We start from the raw sequence: 15,720 nt of genomic DNA, 5'->3' as shown, positions 1-15,720 counted from the left end.
GCTTTTGTAACATTCTATGCAAAGTGAAAATTAAAAAAGATGAACTCTTCCCCGATTGGAAAGCCCATTGGCTCGTAATCGCCGATAAAGATGCCGACCCTTATATACTCAACCTTTCCAAAAGTGATGGCAACGATGCGCCTATCTACAAAGCTCCCCACGGTGCAGGTGAGTGGAAATGGCGCAAAGTAGCAAGTAGTTTTTTAGAGTTTTTAGAGAAACTAAGCTAATAAAATTTAGATATTATGGAAGAAATAATACTTTTAGAACTTTCTAAACAGATAAGAGATCAAGGGTACGACGCCACTCCAGATTTGCCTAATCTTATGATACGAATAGGCGACAAAATGCGTATTGAGCTTGATCCTATCCCTATCACCCCCGATATTCATAAAAGTGTGTTGCCAATACATATAGGCACTTATTTAGAGGACGGTTTTTTTCCACAAGGAATTTTGGATAATATAGCAGGTTTTGGTGATACCGATGAAGAAAAGATAGATTCATTCATAGAAAATTACCTTTCTACTACATTCCAAACCATCATCAATAGTTTGGGTTGCCTTTTTGATAAAGGTTGCGATATCTATCGGGGCAATTATCATTGGCATACCTCTATAGGCAACCTATACTTATTAGGAAAATGGCAAACGCCTCGCAATGAAAGAGATTTTTACAACCTTTTGATAGACATTCTACCTCAAAAATTCACTACCGAATACCGTATCCAGTCGCTAAAATGTTTTGTAGCACGTACAAAAAGCGGATATGTAACCGAGTGTTTGTTAAACAATGAAGATTGGGACGAAGGAGCAGAACGCCTGCGTCAATACGCCCAAACTTGGCAAGACGAAGCTTCTTTCCTATCTATAAAACAAATACTGATATTCCGCCTTTGCGATGCTATACACAACGATAAATAAGCGCCTAATTTTGCATAATTCAAAATAATATCGGAACTTTGCGCCCTTAACGCTAAACTCAATTAAAATGTTAATAATAAAAAATCTCCACGCTGGTGTGGACGGCAAAGAAATCCTCAAGGGGATTGACTTAGAAATAAAAGCAGGTGAAGTTCACGCTATTATGGGACCTAACGGAGCCGGAAAATCCACTCTCTCTTCGGTAATTTCAGGCAACGAAAACTTCGAGGTAACCGAGGGTGATATCCTCTTAGAAGGCGAAAGTCTATTAGAAGATGCCCCCGAAGAGCGCGCTCACAAAGGTATCTTTATGTCTTTCCAATACCCAGTGGAAATCCCTGGTATATCTGTAACGAACTTCATCAAAACAGCTATCAATGAGAGTCGCAAAGCAAAAGGACTCCCTGATATGCCTGCTGCCGAACTCCTCAAAAAAATACGCGAAAAAGCAGCCCTTTTAGAAATAAACCCCGATTTTCTCTCTCGCTCCCTTAACCAAGGATTTTCTGGCGGTGAGAAGAAACGCAACGAAATCTTCCAAATGGCTATGCTCGAACCCAAAATTGCTATCCTCGACGAAACCGACTCTGGTCTCGATATCGATGCCCTCCGCATTGTCGCTAATGGCGTGAACAAACTCAAAAACGAAAACAATGCAGTGCTCGTTATCACCCACTACCAACGCCTTTTAGACTACATCGTCCCCGATTATGTTCACGTGCTTTCCGATGGTAAAATCGTAAAAACAGGCGACAAAAACCTCGCCTTAGAATTGGAAGCCAAAGGTTATGATTGGTTGAAAGGATAATGATGAATTACGGTTATGCTTATTGAAAAATACACAGAAACCTTAACAAACCCTTTGTTGCCTGAGACATTTCAGTTCTTAAAAAGAAAAGACATCTTTGCTATTGACTATGAACATCAGCAAATAGGCGTATGCAATGAGTCAGAAGGATTTTCGCTCTACACTTTTGAAAAAGAACTGCTTTGGGAAATAAATAAACCTATTGTTGGGGCTTTATTAGCGATAGATCGCCAGCAAATTTGGCTTGCCCAGCGCCACGATGCTGAACATATCACCGTATGGGCGTATGATTTACAAGAGAAGGCATTGGCTTCTATGCCTATGGATGACGAAATCTACGATGCTAATATAGAGCTGAAAGCATTACCTAACAACAAGGTAGTTATCACTTTCTATGGCGGACAAAACGGCTGTATGAGCTATCTGCTATCTTTTGAAAACGAAAAACTAAAAGTCGCCAAACAATTGCCTAACGATGTAGATTTCTGCTGTATGCTCAGTGAAAAAGAAGCTGTATTCACCAATTTCTACGAGGCAGAGCTTTATGTAATGAGTTATCCATCGCTAAAAACGCTCAAAAAGCACCATTTCTCTGAGGATTGGGGAGCCGTAGCACAACCTTTCAAAGGTGACAAAATACTGATTACCGATATGTACTGCAATCGGCATTACATTTTTGATGTCAGTACCCTCACAGTGGAAGACGAAATCATTTTCAAAGGTTTTGAACCTTATCAAGATGAGGTAGAAGAGTTTTTAGTAAGCGATATTGACGAACTCAACTACCACAACGGTCAGCTGATAGGAGGATATACCGAAGTAGATAAACAAAGTAATCCTATATACCATTGGCTCATTAGTAAATTAGAAAATTAGCCAATGTGCTAATTAGCAAATCGACAAATTGACAAATCGGTATGTTTGAACTCAACAACGAACAACGCAAATACGTAGGTTTAGACCCTATATTACCTCATTGGGATAGGGTTTTATTGGCAGGCGACAAACACCGCCCTGAGAGCATATTGTATTTTGACGGCGATATCATCAAAAGGCAAATCATCTCCACAAAGGAAAAGTATATTGAAAAACAGTACGAGGAAGCAACACGCAACCGCAAAATATTGTTACCTAAAACCCAAAAAGGTAAAGAAGTGCCTTTGCAAGCCAATCATTTTGAAAAACGCACCCCTATTGGCGTGTGGGTAGAAATCAAAAATGACCGCTTGGCAATAACGAGCTACACCTCCGAAATCACTTTTTACGATACTTTTTGGGAAAAGCCTTCCGATAGAAAGCAAACCTCTATCCCACAGCAAATAGCTGATTTTATAGCTCAATCACCAGCAAATCATTTAGAGGAAATAGCCGAATTTAAACAACAGAAACGCAAGCACGTAAAATTCAAAAAAGGCGATATCTTCTGTTTTAAACTCAATCGCACCCAATACGGATTTGGCAGAGTGGTTTTAGATATCTATAAGGTTCAAAAAGAAAATATGATCCCCGAAAACCACTTTTGGAGATTTCTTTTCGGTCGACCTGTGATGATACAGTTCTTTGTATACGCTTCCGATACTAAAAATGTAGCTATAGAAGTATTGCAACAGCAGAAAACAATGCCCTCTAACGTGATGATGGACAACAATTTGTTCTATGGCGAATATGAAATTATAGGCAACGCTCCTATCCCCGATGAAGAATACGACTTCCCTATCAACTTTGAAGATGATGGATTTATGTTATACGGCGGTCCTAAATATTTTTTGCAATGGGGATTGATACAATTAGGAATGAGTGAAGCCGCCTTTGATGAAAGAGTCGGAAAACTCAAAACACTCACCGATAATTTGGATTATAACAATAGAGGAAATGGTATTTCACCACAGATGTATAGAAAACATCGTTTAGCACAAATGCTCAGTGGCGATGACTTATGCTGGTGTGATAGAGATTTGCGTGCTCCTTTCAACAAAGCTATCAAAGATGAAATCCTTACAATTTTCGGACTTGACCCTACAGCAAGCTATGCCGCAAATTGCAAGAAGTTATACACAATACCCTTACCAAATGAATTAAAAGATTAAGAAGATGAATTTAAAAGAAAAATGGGTTGCTGCCTTCGAGGCGTTCCCACATAAAGACGATATATTAAAAAACATTCGCAAAGAAGCCCTTAGTTTCTTTGCCGAAAAAGGTTTCCCACATAAGAAAGTAGAAGCGTGGAAATACACTTCACTCTCTAACCTCCAAGCTACTGATTACAGTTTGTGGCAACCTATTCACAATAAAACAACCCTCTCTCCCGAAGTATTACACAAGTACGCTATCGCGGATTGTTATCAGCTTGTGTTTGTAAACGGCTATTACTGCCCCGAAATGTCAAGCAAAGAGATTGCAGGCGCGACTATTAGCCCTCTATTAGAGGCACTACACAAGGGTGGAGAAGCCTTTATCAAAAAATACTTCAACACCAATACCGAAAAAGGCGATATATTCACAGCCCTCAACACGGCTTTTGCCTCAGAAGGGCTCTATATAGAAGTACCTAAAGGAAAAATAGTAGATAAACCCATACAGCTGTTGTATTTCAACGATAGAAGAGAAACCACTTGCTACCAACCGCGCAATATTATTGCTGTGGACGAGAATGCACAGCTCAAAGTCATTGAAGTACACCAAAACCTATCGGATACAGCTACGGCTATCCTTACCAATGCAGTAACCGAGGTATTTGTAGCCAAAGAGGCTTTCCTCGACTATTACAAATTGCAAAACGATAGTCTTACTGCTTCCCTTATTGATAACACCTATATTTCGCAAGAAGCAAATAGCCACGCCAGCGTACATACTTTCTCGTTTGGGGGGACACTCACTCGCAACAACCTCAATTTCTATCACCAAGGCGAGCATTTAGAATCTACCCTCAAAGGGTTGAGCATCCTCAAAGGCACACAACACACCGACCATTATACGCTAGTGAACCACGCTTGCCCTAATTGCGAGAGTCATCAGGATTATAAGAGTATCGTAAGTGATGAAGCCACCAATGTGTTCAACGGTAAGATAATGGTGGAGCAAATCGCCCAGAAAACGAATGCTTATCAGCAGAACGACAATATCCTTCTCTCCGATAAGGCAACGGTATACACCAAGCCCCAACTCGAAATCTTCGCCGATGATGTGAAGTGTTCGCACGGTTGTACCGTAGGCTCTCTCAGCGCAGACTCCTTATTCTATTTGCAAACACGAGGCATAGGCAAAAAAGAAGCGGCTGCCCTACTCACGTATGCTTTTGCAAATACCGTGTTAGAAAGCGTAAAAATCCCTGCTCTTTCAGAGTATATCAATGGCATTATTGCTAAAAAATTAGGCGTAACCGTAGATTTTTAAGAGAAGAAGTATGAGCTAACAACGTGTAAAATGAGAAAGTTATACAAAATTTCCGTGTAGCGTATATACAAAAAACTGTAACTTCATTTTTTGGCACGAAGTATCAAAACTTTATTTAACACTGATAATAAGCAACTTATACGTAAAACAGATAGACTTTCCATTTTTGGCACACTATTTTCTATATAGTAAGCGTAAGTTTGACAGACGGGATGTTAGTAAAGCTTACAAGTGCATTTAAATCATAATAAATGATTATACTGAAAATTGCTTGAAAAAACTGAATTAAACAAAATTACTGAAAAATTGCTATAAGAAACATTGTTAGATAAAGATTATTTCATTGAAAACAAGATTTTGAGAAACAGAGATTGCTAATTGTTAATCAAAATTGCTTACTATAAGAAACATTATCATTAAAGCAGAAATTGAAAAAAAATAAATTACTGAAAAAGATCATTTATTAAGCTATTTATAGGACAAAATTTTATGGAAAAAACAAATACTTTTAAGTTCATAAAATTTTTATTAGCTTAAAAGTATTAATTTTGGAGTTAGTAGTAGTATTTATATGCATTGTGAAAAAAGGCTCTTCCGAAAGGGAGAGTCTTTTTTTAATTGATAACAATTGATAATTATTCGTTGTTTACTATCAATCTTACAGTTTCTATTTTGGTTTGGGAACAAGCTTCAATTACAAAAGTAAATGGAGAAATTTCTATCTTTTCACCTTGGGTAGGGATTCCTTCATTGTGAAGCACAATAAAGCCTCCTAAGGTCTCGTATTCTTCACTTTCAGGAATTTCTAAATGATATGTCTCATTGAGGTATTCCACCTCTAAACGCGCTGAAAATAGGTATTCAGTTTCCGATAGTTGTTCCTCTATAAACTTATCTTTGTCGTGTTCGTCTTCAATTTCGCCAAAGAGTTCTTCTACAATATCTTCTAAGGTTACAATCCCTGAAGTACCGCCATATTCATCGAGTACTACAGCCATACTTTTGCGCTTACGGGTAAGGAGATTCAACACTTCGTTTATTTGAATAGTTTCAGGGATATTCACGATAGGAATGAGTACCTCTTTGATATTTTTAGGTTTTTTGAACATATCAAACGAGTGTACATAGCCCAAAATATCATCGATATTTTCGTTGTATATCAATATTTTAGAAAATCCCGAAGAGACAAAAGTAGCAATCAGATTTTCAATAGATTCGTTGAGTTCTACAGCTACTATTTCGGTGCGGGGTATCATTATCTCACGCGCTTTTACTCCCGAAAACTCTAAAGCGTTTTGGAACATCTGCACTTCACTATCCATTTCTTCTTTTTTAGGCACATTTTCCAGTTGTTCAGAGATGTAGTCTACTAATTCTACTTTAGTGAATGAAAGAGGCACGTAATCGCCTTTTGTTTTGAAGAACACGCGCAGTACAAAATCGGAAATCCACATTACAAAGCTGGAAAGCGGATAAAACAGTAGGTAGAAAAAATAAGCAGGAATAGCAAATATTTTCAACAACTGATTAGCATAAATTTGGCAGAATACTTTAGGCATAAACTCTGCTGTAATGAGGATGATAAGGGTAGAGATTATAGTATGCCAAAGCACATTTTGGAAGAATTCGGGCAAGAGGGCAGTCATCACCTTGCCCATTTCAAAACCGTAGACTACCAAAGCCACATTGTTACCCACGAGCATAGTAGCCAACAGTTTAGAGGGCTTTCGGGTGAGTTTAGTAAGCACGTTGGCAATCACACCCTCTTGCTTTTTGAGGATTTCTAAGTGTACTTTGTTAGACGATACGTATGCTATTTCAAAGCCCGAAAAGAAGGCTGAAAGTGCCAGCGTAGTAAGGATAATAATTATAGAAATAGGTTCAACCATAAGAATAATAGAAAAAGGCAGTTGGTAGCAACTGCCTTTTATTTATGAAAAGAATTTTTACTTGGTAGCCTTAGCTTTTACTACTAACTCTACATCATCGTTGATAAATTTATCTTTTAAATCATCAAACACTGATTTAGAACCATAGTTCACTCCAAAATCTACACGATTGATTTTGAAGGGTTGAGAAACGATGCTCACTTCGTTATCGGTAACAGTAACAGTAGCAGGGAAAGACACTTCTTTAGTTTTACCTTTGATAGTAAGGTCACCAGTAAGGTTTTTACCATCGAATTTCTTGAATACAAAAGAAGCTGTTGGGAAATCTTTCACATTGAAGAAATGGTCTACTTTTTCAGGATCAGTACCTTTAAGGTGAGCTTCGAGGTCTTCTTTACCTTTGCCTGCTTGGAGGTCGAGTACTGTGATAGTATTCATATCCAACACGAACTCAGCTTTGGTAATAGCACCATTCTCTACATTTACACCGCCTTTGGTAACATTTACGGTACCCTTGTGTTTACCTGCAGGTTTGCTACCCACCCATTCTACTACTGAAGTAGGATCAACTGAGTAAGCAAAAGTAGATACTTGAGTAGCTTCAGGTGCAGTAGTTTGATCGGTAGTAGGGGTAGTTGTTTCAGTACTTTGTTGAGTATTTGTATTGTTACAACTCACGAGTGCAATGCTTGCTATAACAGCTAAGCTCAAGACGATTTTTTTCATTAGTGATTTCATTTTTAAGTCATTAATTGGGCAAAGGTATGAAATATAATCTATTCTGCCAAATTTATTTAGAAAACGAAAGAGGCTTGCCGTGGCAAACCTCCTTATTTTTATTAACTTAAATAATTGCAATTATTCAGCTGTTTCAGCTTTAACCTCAGATTTTGCTTCAGATTTAACCTGAGACTTCACTTCAGATTTAACTTCAGCTTTTGCTTCAGTTGCAGTTTCTTCAGTTGCTTTTTTTCTACCACGACGAGTAGTTTTCTTTTTAGCTGCTTTATTAGCTACGTTGTAAGTAGTGTTGTAGTCTACAAACTCAATCATAGCCATTTCGGCGTTATCGCCTAAACGATTTCCTAATTTGATGATACGAGTGTATCCACCTGGGCGGTCGCCTACTTTTACTGCTACTTCTTTGAAGAGTTCGGTTACAGCGTATTTGTTGCGCAATTTACTAAAAGCGATACGACGATTGTGAGTAGTATCTTCTTTAGATTTAGTTACCAATGGCTCTACAAAAAGTTTTAGAGCTTTTGCTTTTGCCAAGGTGGTATTGATTCGTTTATGCTCGATAAGAGAGCAAGCCATATTGGCGAGCATTGAATTTCTATGAGCAGATTTTCTTCCTAAATGATTAATTTTATTTCCGTGTCTCATTTTTCCTTAGTTAAAATATCGCAAGAGCGAGTTAATCTTTATCCAATTTATACTTTGAGGTATCCATACCGAACACCAAACCTTTGTTAGCCACTAATTCGTCGAGTTCGATGAGGGATTTTTTACCGAAGTTTCTAAATTTCATCAAATCGGCTTTGTTGAATGATACTAAGTCGCCTAATGTTTCTACTTCGGCGGCTTTCAAGCAGTTGAGAGCGCGCACTGAAAGGTCCATGTCTACCAATTTAGTTTTGAGCAACTGACGCATGTGTAATGATTCCTCGTCGTAAGCATCGGTTTGGGCTACTTCATCGGCTTCGAGGGTAATTCTCTCGTCGGAGAAGAGCATAAAGTGATGGATGAGGGTTTTAGCTGCTTCAGTAAGAGCTTGTTTAGGGTGGATGGAACCGTCGGTTTTAATTTCGAAGACTAATTTTTCGTAGTCAGTTTTTTGTTCAACACGATAATTTTCAACGGTGTATTTCACGTTTTTGATAGGAGTAAAGATTGAATCGGTAGCGATGACTCCTATAGCGGCGTTTGGTTTTGCGTTTTCTTCGGCGGACACGTATCCACGACCTTTTTCAATGGTAATTTCCATAGTAAAGGCGGCGGAAGTTTCCATATTGCAAATCACCAAATCAGGGTTTAGCACTTGAAAACCTGAAAGAGTTTTTTGAAAATCACCGGCAGTCAATTGTTTTTTACCAGAAACAGTAATGGTAGCTGTTTCATTTTCTACATCTTCGACTTGGCGTTTGAAGCGAACTTGTTTCAAGTTGAGAATGATTTCGGTTACGTCTTCTCTCACGCCTGGTATAGTAGAAAATTCGTGGTCTACTTTATCAAATTTCACAGAGGTAATAGCGAAACCTTCGAGGGAGGAGAGCATAACTCTGCGCAATGCGTTACCTATAGTTAAACCATATCCTGGTTCCAAAGGGCGAAATTCAAATCGCCCTTCGAAATCAGATGATTCAATCATTATAACTTTATCTGGTTTTTGAAAGTTAAATAATGCCATATTTTGACTGCTGTCTTTTTTTATTTATTATTTAGAGTACAACTCTACGATTAACTGTTCTTTAATATTTTCAGGAATCTGAATACGTTGAGGTACAGCTACGAAAGTACCTTCTAATTTTTCAGGGTTCCAAGTGATCCATTCGTATACGGTGCTGTGAGCGGCCAATGAATTTTCGATCACGCTTAAAGATTTTGATTTTTCGCGAACGCCTACTACATCGCCAGGTTTAAGTGAGTAAGATGGGATATTTACGATTTCTCCGTTTACGGTGATGTGGCGGTGAGACACCAATTGGCGTGCGGCGCTACGAGTAGGAGCGATACCCATACGGTATACGACGTTGTCTAAGCGAGATTCGCAAAGTTGAAGAAGTACCTCACCGGTGATGTGTTTACTTCTTTTAGCTTTTTCATATAGGTTATGGAATTGTTTTTCGAGGATTCCATAAGTATATTTAGCTTTTTGTTTTTCTTGTAGCTGGGTGGCGTATTCAGAGCGTTTTGCTCTACGGCGAGCCAAGCCGTGTTGTCCGGGAGGATAGTTTTTTCTTTCAAAAGATTTATCATCTCCGAAGATAGCTTCACCAAATTTACGAGCTATTTTAGTTTTTGGTCCTGTATATCTTGCCATTTTGAATTGTTTAAAATGAAAGGCAGTTATGAATTAAGGCATTCCTTCGATAACAACTCACCTTTCTTACTTGTTATATTAAATTATACTCTACGTTTTTTAGGAGGGCGGCATCCGTTGTGAGGAAGGGGAGTAACGTCGATAATTTCAGTTACTTCGATACCAGCGTTGTGGATAGTGCGGATAGCGGATTCTCTACCGTTACCTGGACCTTTTACGTATACTTTTACTTTTTTAAGACCGGCGTCGAAAGCTACTTTAGCAGCATCTTCGGCGGCTACTTGTGCGGCGTAAGGGGTATTTTTCTTAGAGCCTCTGAAGCCCATTTTACCTGCTGACGACCAAGCAATTACATCTCCTTTTTTATTGGTAAGAGAAATGATAACGTTGTTGAAAGTAGCTGAAACGTGAGCTTCGCCAACAGACTCAACGACTACTTTTCTCTTTTTAGAGACTTTTGCATTTTTTGCATTTTGTTTTGCCATACTCTACTACTTATTATTTAGTTGCTTTTTTCTTGTTCGCAACAGTTTTTCTTTTACCTTTTCTTGTACGAGAATTGTTTTTAGTTTTTTGACCGCGCAAAGGTAATCCGTTACGGTGGCGGATACCGCGGTAACAACCGATGTCCATCAAACGTTTGATGTTTAATTGGATTTCGGAGCGCAATTCTCCTTCGATTTTGTAAGACGCAACGATTTCGCGAATGCGGCTAATTTCGTCGTCATTCCATTCGTTTACTTTAGTGTCTTCGTTTACTTGAGCTCTACTTAATATTTCTTTAGCTCTACTTTTTCCAATACCAAAAATGTAGGTTAAACCAATAACCCCTCTTTTGTTTTTTGGTAAGTCAATACCTGCAATTCGTGCCATAATTATCCTTGTCGTTGTTTAAATTTAGGATTTTTCTTGTTAATTACGTACAATCGTCCTTTCCTGCGCACAATGATGCACTCGGAACTTCTTTTTTTAATTGATGCTCTAACTTTCATTTTGTTTTGTTTATATCAATAGAGTGCGCAAAACTACAATTTTTTTTTGTAATAGCCACATTTTTAGTGTACAAAAATTTCATTTTGCATTTAGTTCACTCGTTTTTTTGAGCGTAATTTTTGTATTCAACATTTTGAATACAAATGTTTTACGCTAAAAATACCACAAATAAAAAATTCTTATTTTATGATTGTAATTTCTCACAGATATAACTAAAAGGGTTGTATCTGTGAGAAATTATCAACCAAAATATTGGAAGAATTCTCTTAATTAAAACTAATAACGGTAGGTGATGCGAGCTTTACTTAGGTCGTAAGGGCTCATTTCGAGTTTTACTTTATCACCTGGGAGTAGTTTGATGTAATGCATACGCATTTTTCCTGAGATGTGTGCGATGACTACGTGCCCATTGTCTAACTCTACTCTGAACATTGCATTAGACAGTGCTTCTACAATAGTTCCGTCTTGTTCAATTGCTGCTTGTTTAGCCATAAATTTTAATTAAGATACTTTTCTATTTTTACCTGTTTTCATCAAACCATCATAATGGCGATTGAGCAGATATGAATTTACTTGTTGCATAGTATCAATAGCAACCCCTACTAAGATGAGTAGTGAAGTACCCCCGTAGAACAATGCCCATTGGTCTTGCATACCGATAATTTTGAGCAGTGAAGGGAAGATAGCTACCAAGGCTATACATATAGAGCCAGGGAATGTGATGAGCGACATAATTTTGTCTAAATAGTCGCCAGTTTCTTTACCTGGGCGTATACCTGGGATGAAACCTCCGCTACGTTTTAGGTCGTCGGCCATTTTGTTAGTAGGCACTGTAATTGCAGTGTAGAAATACGTGAATAGTATAATCATAGCTGCAAAGAGCAGGTTGTACCAAAATCCGAAGACGTTGGAGAAGGCTGCTTGAACACTTTTGGCAAATTCGGATTGTGATAATCCGGCTACAGTGGCTGGGATAAACATCAAGGCTTGAGCGAAGATGATAGGCATTACCCCTGCAGCGTTGAGTTTTAAAGGAATGTATTGGCGAGCGCCGAAGATATTTCTCTCGTTAGCGGTTCCTCCGTCGGCTGTTCTACGGGCGTACTGTACTGGGATTTGTCGTACTGCTTTGATCAGATAGATACAGAGCAGGATGATCACGAACCAAAGGATTATCTCGATGAGAATTAACAGAGGTCCACCAGTACCGGTAAGTCGAGAAGCGGTTTCGGAGAGGAATGCGCGAGGGAGGCGAGCGATGATACCTACCATAATGAGTAGGGAGATACCGTTACCAATTCCTTTATCGGTGATTTTTTCACCTAACCACATTGCGAAAATAGTTCCTGTTACTAAGATAAGCACCGCGGGTACTATAAAAGAGAGTCCCTTGCCTAAAAGGAAGGCAGAATCAGGGACTCCTAATCTATTGATACCGTATAGGTATACGGGTGCTTGTACAATACATATTGCAATAGTAAGCCATCGAGTGATTTGGTTTATCTTTCGGCGTCCGCTTTCACCTTCTTTTTGTAGTTTTTGGAGATAAGGAATAGCGATTCCCATCAACTGAACGACGATAGAAGCTGAGATGTAGGGCATAATCCCGAGTGCGAATACTGAGGCATTGGAGAAAGCGCCACCGGTAAAAGCGTTGAGGATGTCGAGGAGACCACCGCCAGAGGTTCTGGTAGACAACTCGTGTAATTGAGCGGAGTCGATACCAGGGAGGACGATGTGAGCTCCGAAGCGATAAACTAACAAAATTCCGAGAGTTAAAATGATTCTATTTTTTAACTCTTCAATTTTCCAAATATTGGTCAGGTTCTCGATAAACTTCTTCATAAATTGAATATTACAAGGTTACTGCTTCGCCACCAGCAGCTTCGATAGCGGCTTTAGCACTTGCAGTAAACTTATGAACAGATATTTTTAATTTAGATTTTAGTTCTCCACCTCCTAAAATTTTAACCAAGTCGGTTTTTTTAGCGAGGTTTAGTTGAACTAAGGTTTCGAGGTCAACTTTATCGGTAATTTTACCGTTATCAACGAGTTCTTGGATACGACCCAAGTTGATACCGACGTATTCTTTACGGTTAAAGTTTTTGAAACCGAATTTTGGTACGCGTCGTTGTAGGGGCATTTGACCACCTTCGAAGCCAATCTTATTAGAAAAGCCAGAACGAGATTTAGCTCCTTTGTGACCGCGGGTAGAAGTTCCTCCTTTACCAGAACCTTGACCGCGACCTACGCGCTTCCCTTCTCTGTGAATTGAACCCTGTGCGGGTTGTAAATTACTCAAGTTCATAACTTTGTATAAAAATATTATTTAACTTCTTCTACAGAAATTAAGTGTTTTACCTTATTGATCATACCAAGGATGCTTGGTGTAGCGTCGTGTTCGACGGTTCTACCGATACGAGTAAGACCTAAAGCTTCGAGAGTAAGTTTTTGGTCTTTAGGGCGTTTGATGCTACTTTTAATTTGAGTTACTTTAATTTTTGCCATAGCTATATAAATTAACCTTTAAACAATTTTTCTAAAGAGATGCCACGTTGAGCAGCGACAGTTTTAGCGCTACGCAATTGTAATAAAGCGTCGAAAGTAGCTTTGACCACGTTGTGAGGGTTAGAAGAGCCTTGAGATTTAGAGAGTACGTTATGGATACCTACGGATTCCAATACGGCACGTACTGCACCACCAGCAATAACTCCAGTACCATCGGTAGCGGGTTGTAGGAATACACGGGCACCGCCGTATTTTCCTTTTTGTTCGTGAGGCAAGGTAGTACCGTTGAGGGGGATACGCACTAAGTTTTTCTTAGCGTCTTCAACAGCTTTAGCTATAGCTTCGGAAACCTCTTTAGATTTACCTAACCCGTGACCTACGACTCCGTTTTCGTCGCCAACTACAACGATAGCGGAGAAACCGAAAGCGCGACCACCTTTAGTTACTTTAGTAACACGTTGTACACCTACCAAACGGTCTTTCAATTCCAAACCACTTGGTTTTACATATTCTACATTTTTATATTTCTGATACATAGTTATTAGAATTTAAGTCCGCCTTCTCGAGCACCGTCGGCTAATGATTTTACACGTCCGTGGTAAAGGTAACCTCCGCGGTCGAAGGATACTTTTTCGATACCTTGTTTTAAAGCTTTTTCAGCAATAGCTTTACCGACCAATGCTGCTTTTTCAGTTTTAGTACCTTTGGCGGCACTAATTTCTTTATCGCGTGAAGATGCAGCCAACAGGGTAGTACCTTTAGTATCGTCTATGATTTGGACATAGATTTCGTTATTACTTCTGAAAACAGCCAAACGAGGTTGTTCAGCAGTACCTTTTACTACTTTTCTGATTCTGCTTTTAATACGTTGTCTTCTTTCTATTCTTGATAATGCCATTGTTCTAACTATTAAGCTGATTTACCTGCTTTTCTTCTCAACACTTCGCCTACGAATTTAACACCTTTACCTTTGTAAGGTTCAGGTTTACGGAAGCTACGGATTTTAGCCGCTACTTGACCGAGTAGTTGTTTGTCGTGAGAAGTTAATTTAATGATGGGGTTTTTACCTTTCTCGTTGATTGTTTCGAGTTTAATTTCTTTAGGCAATTCGAGAATGATATTGTGGGAGAAACCGAGGGCTAAGTCGAGTTTTTGACCTTGGTTAGCTGCACGGTATCCAACCCCTACTAACTCTAATTCTTTAGTGAAACCTTCAGAGACACCTACGACCATATTGTGTACTAATGCACGGTATAATCCGTGTTTAGCGTTTTGGTCTTTGGTAGTATCTGTAGTTTCAAACACTAAATGTCCATCTTCTTGCTTTACAGCAATGTCTTTAACCTCTTGGGTTAATTCGCCTAATTTCCCCTTTACGGTTACGGTATTATCTTTGATAGTAACTGTAACGCCTGCGGGAATATTGATGGGTGCTTTACCTATTCTTGACATTGTTTATTGTCTTTTTATTGATTAGTAAACGTAACAAATTACCTCACCACCGATATTGAGTTCTCTCGCTTTTTTACCAGTCATCACGCCTTGTGATGTAGAGATGATAGCGATACCCAAACCGTTTAATACGCGAGGTAGGTTATCAGCGCCCGCGTACTTTCTCAGACCTGGGCGGCTGGCTCTTTCAATATGCCTAATAACGGGTTCTTTGGTTACTTTGTCGTATTTCAGAGCTATTTTGATGGTACCTTGAACGGTAGAGTCATCGAATTTATAGCTAAGGATGAACCCTTGGTCGAAAAGGATTTTAGTAATTTCCTTTTTGAGTTTAGATGCTGGGATTTCAACGACTCTGTGACCAGCGCTATTAGCATTTCTAATTCTTGTTAAATAATCTGCGATAGGATCTGTATACATAAATTTTGTCCTTTTAAATTATTACCAACTTGCTTTTTTTACACCAGGAATTAATCCTTTGTTTGCCATTTCGCGGAATAACACACGTGAAATTCCAAAGGTGCGCATATACCCTTTAGGGCGTCCGGTGAGTTTGCAACGGTTGTGCAAACGGACAGGGGAAGCATTTTTAGGGATGAGCTGAAGTGCTTCATAATCACCAGCTTCTTTTAGAGCTTTGCGTTTAGCAGCGTATTTAGCTACTAACTTTTGACGTTTCACCTCGCGGGCTTTCATTGATTCTTTAGCCAT

General features: G+C 39.0%; 23 protein-coding genes. 6 read left to right on the top strand and 17 right to left on the bottom strand.

The window, feature by feature from the left end:
• Positions 1–23 precede the first annotated feature (23 nt).
• The 6 genes from I7X29_RS06690 to sufD all read left to right on the top strand — a co-directional run bounded on the left by I7X29_RS06690 (position 24) and on the right by sufD (position 5,124).
• Complete coding sequence (locus I7X29_RS06690) at positions 24–230, top strand: SMI1/KNR4 family protein (RefSeq protein ID WP_225883682.1); 207 nt, start codon at positions 24–26, stop codon at positions 228–230.
• A 15-nt stretch (positions 231–245) separates the two neighbouring features.
• Positions 246–923 (top strand): DUF6348 family protein, encoded by a 678-nt coding sequence (locus tag I7X29_RS06685; RefSeq protein ID WP_198473496.1) that lies wholly within the window; start codon positions 246–248, stop codon positions 921–923.
• Between the two features lie 67 nt (positions 924–990).
• Entirely contained in the window at positions 991–1,731 is a 741-nt protein-coding gene (gene sufC / locus I7X29_RS06680; RefSeq protein ID WP_198473494.1) for a Fe-S cluster assembly ATPase SufC, read from the top strand.
• A gap of 15 nt (positions 1,732–1,746) precedes the next feature.
• Complete coding sequence (locus tag I7X29_RS06675; RefSeq protein WP_198473492.1) at positions 1,747–2,607, top strand: hypothetical protein; 861 nt, start codon at positions 1,747–1,749, stop codon at positions 2,605–2,607.
• 41 nt (positions 2,608–2,648) lie between these two features.
• Positions 2,649–3,818, top strand: a complete 1,170-nt coding sequence (locus I7X29_RS06670) for an immunity 26/phosphotriesterase HocA family protein (protein ID WP_198473490.1) — start codon at positions 2,649–2,651, stop codon at positions 3,816–3,818.
• Positions 3,819–3,822: 4 nt separating this feature from the next.
• Complete coding sequence (gene sufD, locus I7X29_RS06665; RefSeq protein ID WP_198473488.1) at positions 3,823–5,124, top strand: Fe-S cluster assembly protein SufD; 1,302 nt, start codon at positions 3,823–3,825, stop codon at positions 5,122–5,124.
• A gap of 635 nt (positions 5,125–5,759) precedes the next feature.
• Here the strand turns inward: sufD and I7X29_RS06660 are convergent.
• From I7X29_RS06660 to rpsN, 17 genes are all read right to left on the bottom strand, one after another.
• Complete coding sequence (locus I7X29_RS06660) at positions 5,760–7,013, bottom strand: hemolysin family protein (protein WP_009750917.1); 1,254 nt, start codon at positions 7,011–7,013, stop codon at positions 5,760–5,762.
• Between the two features lie 57 nt (positions 7,014–7,070).
• Complete coding sequence (locus I7X29_RS06655; RefSeq protein ID WP_198473486.1) at positions 7,071–7,739, bottom strand: YceI family protein; 669 nt, start codon at positions 7,737–7,739, stop codon at positions 7,071–7,073.
• A gap of 132 nt (positions 7,740–7,871) precedes the next feature.
• A complete protein-coding gene (gene rplQ, locus I7X29_RS06650) occupies positions 7,872–8,399 on the bottom strand; it encodes a 50S ribosomal protein L17 (RefSeq protein ID WP_009750919.1) in 528 nt (175 codons plus the stop codon).
• 31 nt (positions 8,400–8,430) lie between these two features.
• Positions 8,431–9,423 carry a DNA-directed RNA polymerase subunit alpha gene (locus I7X29_RS06645; RefSeq protein ID WP_088595130.1) on the bottom strand — a complete coding sequence of 331 codons (993 nt, stop codon included), beginning with the start codon at positions 9,421–9,423 and terminating at the stop codon, positions 8,431–8,433.
• 27 nt (positions 9,424–9,450) lie between these two features.
• The gene (rpsD, locus tag I7X29_RS06640; protein ID WP_009750921.1) at positions 9,451–10,056 is read right to left on the bottom strand and encodes a 30S ribosomal protein S4; all 606 of its coding nucleotides are present in this window, start codon (positions 10,054–10,056) and stop codon (positions 9,451–9,453) included.
• A gap of 83 nt (positions 10,057–10,139) precedes the next feature.
• Positions 10,140–10,541, bottom strand: coding sequence for a 30S ribosomal protein S11 (gene rpsK, locus I7X29_RS06635; protein ID WP_002679512.1), 402 nt, complete (start codon positions 10,539–10,541; stop codon positions 10,140–10,142).
• Positions 10,542–10,554: 13 nt separating this feature from the next.
• Positions 10,555–10,929: a 30S ribosomal protein S13 gene (gene rpsM / locus I7X29_RS06630; RefSeq protein WP_009750922.1), complete on the bottom strand. Its 375-nt coding sequence runs from the start codon at positions 10,927–10,929 to the stop codon at positions 10,555–10,557.
• Between the two features lie 2 nt (positions 10,930–10,931).
• Positions 10,932–11,048 carry a type B 50S ribosomal protein L36 gene (gene ykgO / locus I7X29_RS06625; protein ID WP_002676536.1) on the bottom strand — a complete coding sequence of 39 codons (117 nt, stop codon included), beginning with the start codon at positions 11,046–11,048 and terminating at the stop codon, positions 10,932–10,934.
• Between the two features lie 277 nt (positions 11,049–11,325).
• A complete protein-coding gene (gene infA / locus I7X29_RS06620; RefSeq protein ID WP_002675066.1) occupies positions 11,326–11,541 on the bottom strand; it encodes a translation initiation factor IF-1 in 216 nt (71 codons plus the stop codon).
• A gap of 9 nt (positions 11,542–11,550) precedes the next feature.
• Positions 11,551–12,894 carry a preprotein translocase subunit SecY gene (gene secY, locus I7X29_RS06615; RefSeq protein WP_198466405.1) on the bottom strand — a complete coding sequence of 448 codons (1,344 nt, stop codon included), beginning with the start codon at positions 12,892–12,894 and terminating at the stop codon, positions 11,551–11,553.
• Positions 12,895–12,904: 10 nt separating this feature from the next.
• Positions 12,905–13,357: a 50S ribosomal protein L15 gene (rplO, locus tag I7X29_RS06610; RefSeq protein WP_009750924.1), complete on the bottom strand. Its 453-nt coding sequence runs from the start codon at positions 13,355–13,357 to the stop codon at positions 12,905–12,907.
• A gap of 17 nt (positions 13,358–13,374) precedes the next feature.
• Positions 13,375–13,557, bottom strand: coding sequence for a 50S ribosomal protein L30 (rpmD, locus tag I7X29_RS06605; RefSeq protein ID WP_002679387.1), 183 nt, complete (start codon positions 13,555–13,557; stop codon positions 13,375–13,377).
• Positions 13,558–13,568: 11 nt separating this feature from the next.
• Positions 13,569–14,093: a 30S ribosomal protein S5 gene (gene rpsE, locus I7X29_RS06600; protein WP_002679388.1), complete on the bottom strand. Its 525-nt coding sequence runs from the start codon at positions 14,091–14,093 to the stop codon at positions 13,569–13,571.
• Positions 14,094–14,098: 5 nt separating this feature from the next.
• Positions 14,099–14,455 (bottom strand): 50S ribosomal protein L18, encoded by a 357-nt coding sequence (gene rplR / locus I7X29_RS06595; protein WP_002679484.1) that lies wholly within the window; start codon positions 14,453–14,455, stop codon positions 14,099–14,101.
• Between the two features lie 11 nt (positions 14,456–14,466).
• Positions 14,467–15,009: a 50S ribosomal protein L6 gene (gene rplF / locus I7X29_RS06590; RefSeq protein ID WP_009750926.1), complete on the bottom strand. Its 543-nt coding sequence runs from the start codon at positions 15,007–15,009 to the stop codon at positions 14,467–14,469.
• 21 nt (positions 15,010–15,030) lie between these two features.
• On the bottom strand, positions 15,031–15,429 hold the full coding sequence (gene rpsH, locus I7X29_RS06585; RefSeq protein WP_002675052.1) for a 30S ribosomal protein S8: 399 nt from the start codon (positions 15,427–15,429) through the stop codon (positions 15,031–15,033).
• A gap of 21 nt (positions 15,430–15,450) precedes the next feature.
• Positions 15,451–15,720 carry a 30S ribosomal protein S14 gene (rpsN, locus tag I7X29_RS06580; protein ID WP_002675050.1) on the bottom strand — a complete coding sequence of 90 codons (270 nt, stop codon included), beginning with the start codon at positions 15,718–15,720 and terminating at the stop codon, positions 15,451–15,453.

Origin of the sequence: Capnocytophaga periodontitidis, from assembly GCF_016126015.1 — a bacterium.
Lineage (GTDB): Bacteria > Bacteroidota > Bacteroidia > Flavobacteriales > Flavobacteriaceae > Capnocytophaga > Capnocytophaga periodontitidis.
This window is presented reverse-complemented; position numbering and strand designations above follow the sequence as displayed.

What these genes read in the sequence shown, in the direction of transcription:
- I7X29_RS06685 (WP_198473496.1), top strand. Translation starts at nt 246, where the DNA reads ATGGAAGAAATAATACTTTTAGAACTTTCTAAACAGATAAGAGATCAA.
- sufC (WP_198473494.1), top strand. Translation starts at nt 991, where the DNA reads ATGTTAATAATAAAAAATCTCCACGCTGGTGTGGACGGCAAAGAAATC.
- I7X29_RS06675 (WP_198473492.1), top strand. Translation starts at nt 1,747, where the DNA reads ATGCTTATTGAAAAATACACAGAAACCTTAACAAACCCTTTGTTGCCT.
- I7X29_RS06670 (WP_198473490.1), top strand. Translation starts at nt 2,649, where the DNA reads ATGTTTGAACTCAACAACGAACAACGCAAATACGTAGGTTTAGACCCT.
- sufD (WP_198473488.1), top strand. Translation starts at nt 3,823, where the DNA reads ATGAATTTAAAAGAAAAATGGGTTGCTGCCTTCGAGGCGTTCCCACAT.
- I7X29_RS06660 (WP_009750917.1), bottom strand. Translation starts at nt 7,013, where the DNA reads ATGGTTGAACCTATTTCTATAATTATTATCCTTACTACGCTGGCACTT.
- I7X29_RS06655 (WP_198473486.1), bottom strand. Translation starts at nt 7,739, where the DNA reads ATGAAAAAAATCGTCTTGAGCTTAGCTGTTATAGCAAGCATTGCACTC.
- rplQ (WP_009750919.1), bottom strand. Translation starts at nt 8,399, where the DNA reads ATGAGACACGGAAATAAAATTAATCATTTAGGAAGAAAATCTGCTCAT.
- I7X29_RS06645 (WP_088595130.1), bottom strand. Translation starts at nt 9,423, where the DNA reads ATGGCATTATTTAACTTTCAAAAACCAGATAAAGTTATAATGATTGAA.
- rpsD (WP_009750921.1), bottom strand. Translation starts at nt 10,056, where the DNA reads ATGGCAAGATATACAGGACCAAAAACTAAAATAGCTCGTAAATTTGGT.
- rpsK (WP_002679512.1), bottom strand. Translation starts at nt 10,541, where the DNA reads ATGGCAAAACAAAATGCAAAAAATGCAAAAGTCTCTAAAAAGAGAAAA.
- rpsM (WP_009750922.1), bottom strand. Translation starts at nt 10,929, where the DNA reads ATGGCACGAATTGCAGGTATTGACTTACCAAAAAACAAAAGAGGGGTT.
- ykgO (WP_002676536.1), bottom strand. Translation starts at nt 11,048, where the DNA reads ATGAAAGTTAGAGCATCAATTAAAAAAAGAAGTTCCGAGTGCATCATT.
- infA (WP_002675066.1), bottom strand. Translation starts at nt 11,541, where the DNA reads ATGGCTAAACAAGCAGCAATTGAACAAGACGGAACTATTGTAGAAGCA.
- secY (WP_198466405.1), bottom strand. Translation starts at nt 12,894, where the DNA reads ATGAAGAAGTTTATCGAGAACCTGACCAATATTTGGAAAATTGAAGAG.
- rplO (WP_009750924.1), bottom strand. Translation starts at nt 13,357, where the DNA reads ATGAACTTGAGTAATTTACAACCCGCACAGGGTTCAATTCACAGAGAA.
- rpmD (WP_002679387.1), bottom strand. Translation starts at nt 13,557, where the DNA reads ATGGCAAAAATTAAAGTAACTCAAATTAAAAGTAGCATCAAACGCCCT.
- rpsE (WP_002679388.1), bottom strand. Translation starts at nt 14,093, where the DNA reads ATGTATCAGAAATATAAAAATGTAGAATATGTAAAACCAAGTGGTTTG.
- rplR (WP_002679484.1), bottom strand. Translation starts at nt 14,455, where the DNA reads ATGGCATTATCAAGAATAGAAAGAAGACAACGTATTAAAAGCAGAATC.
- rplF (WP_009750926.1), bottom strand. Translation starts at nt 15,009, where the DNA reads ATGTCAAGAATAGGTAAAGCACCCATCAATATTCCCGCAGGCGTTACA.
- rpsH (WP_002675052.1), bottom strand. Translation starts at nt 15,429, where the DNA reads ATGTATACAGATCCTATCGCAGATTATTTAACAAGAATTAGAAATGCT.
- rpsN (WP_002675050.1), bottom strand. Translation starts at nt 15,720, where the DNA reads ATGGCTAAAGAATCAATGAAAGCCCGCGAGGTGAAACGTCAAAAGTTA.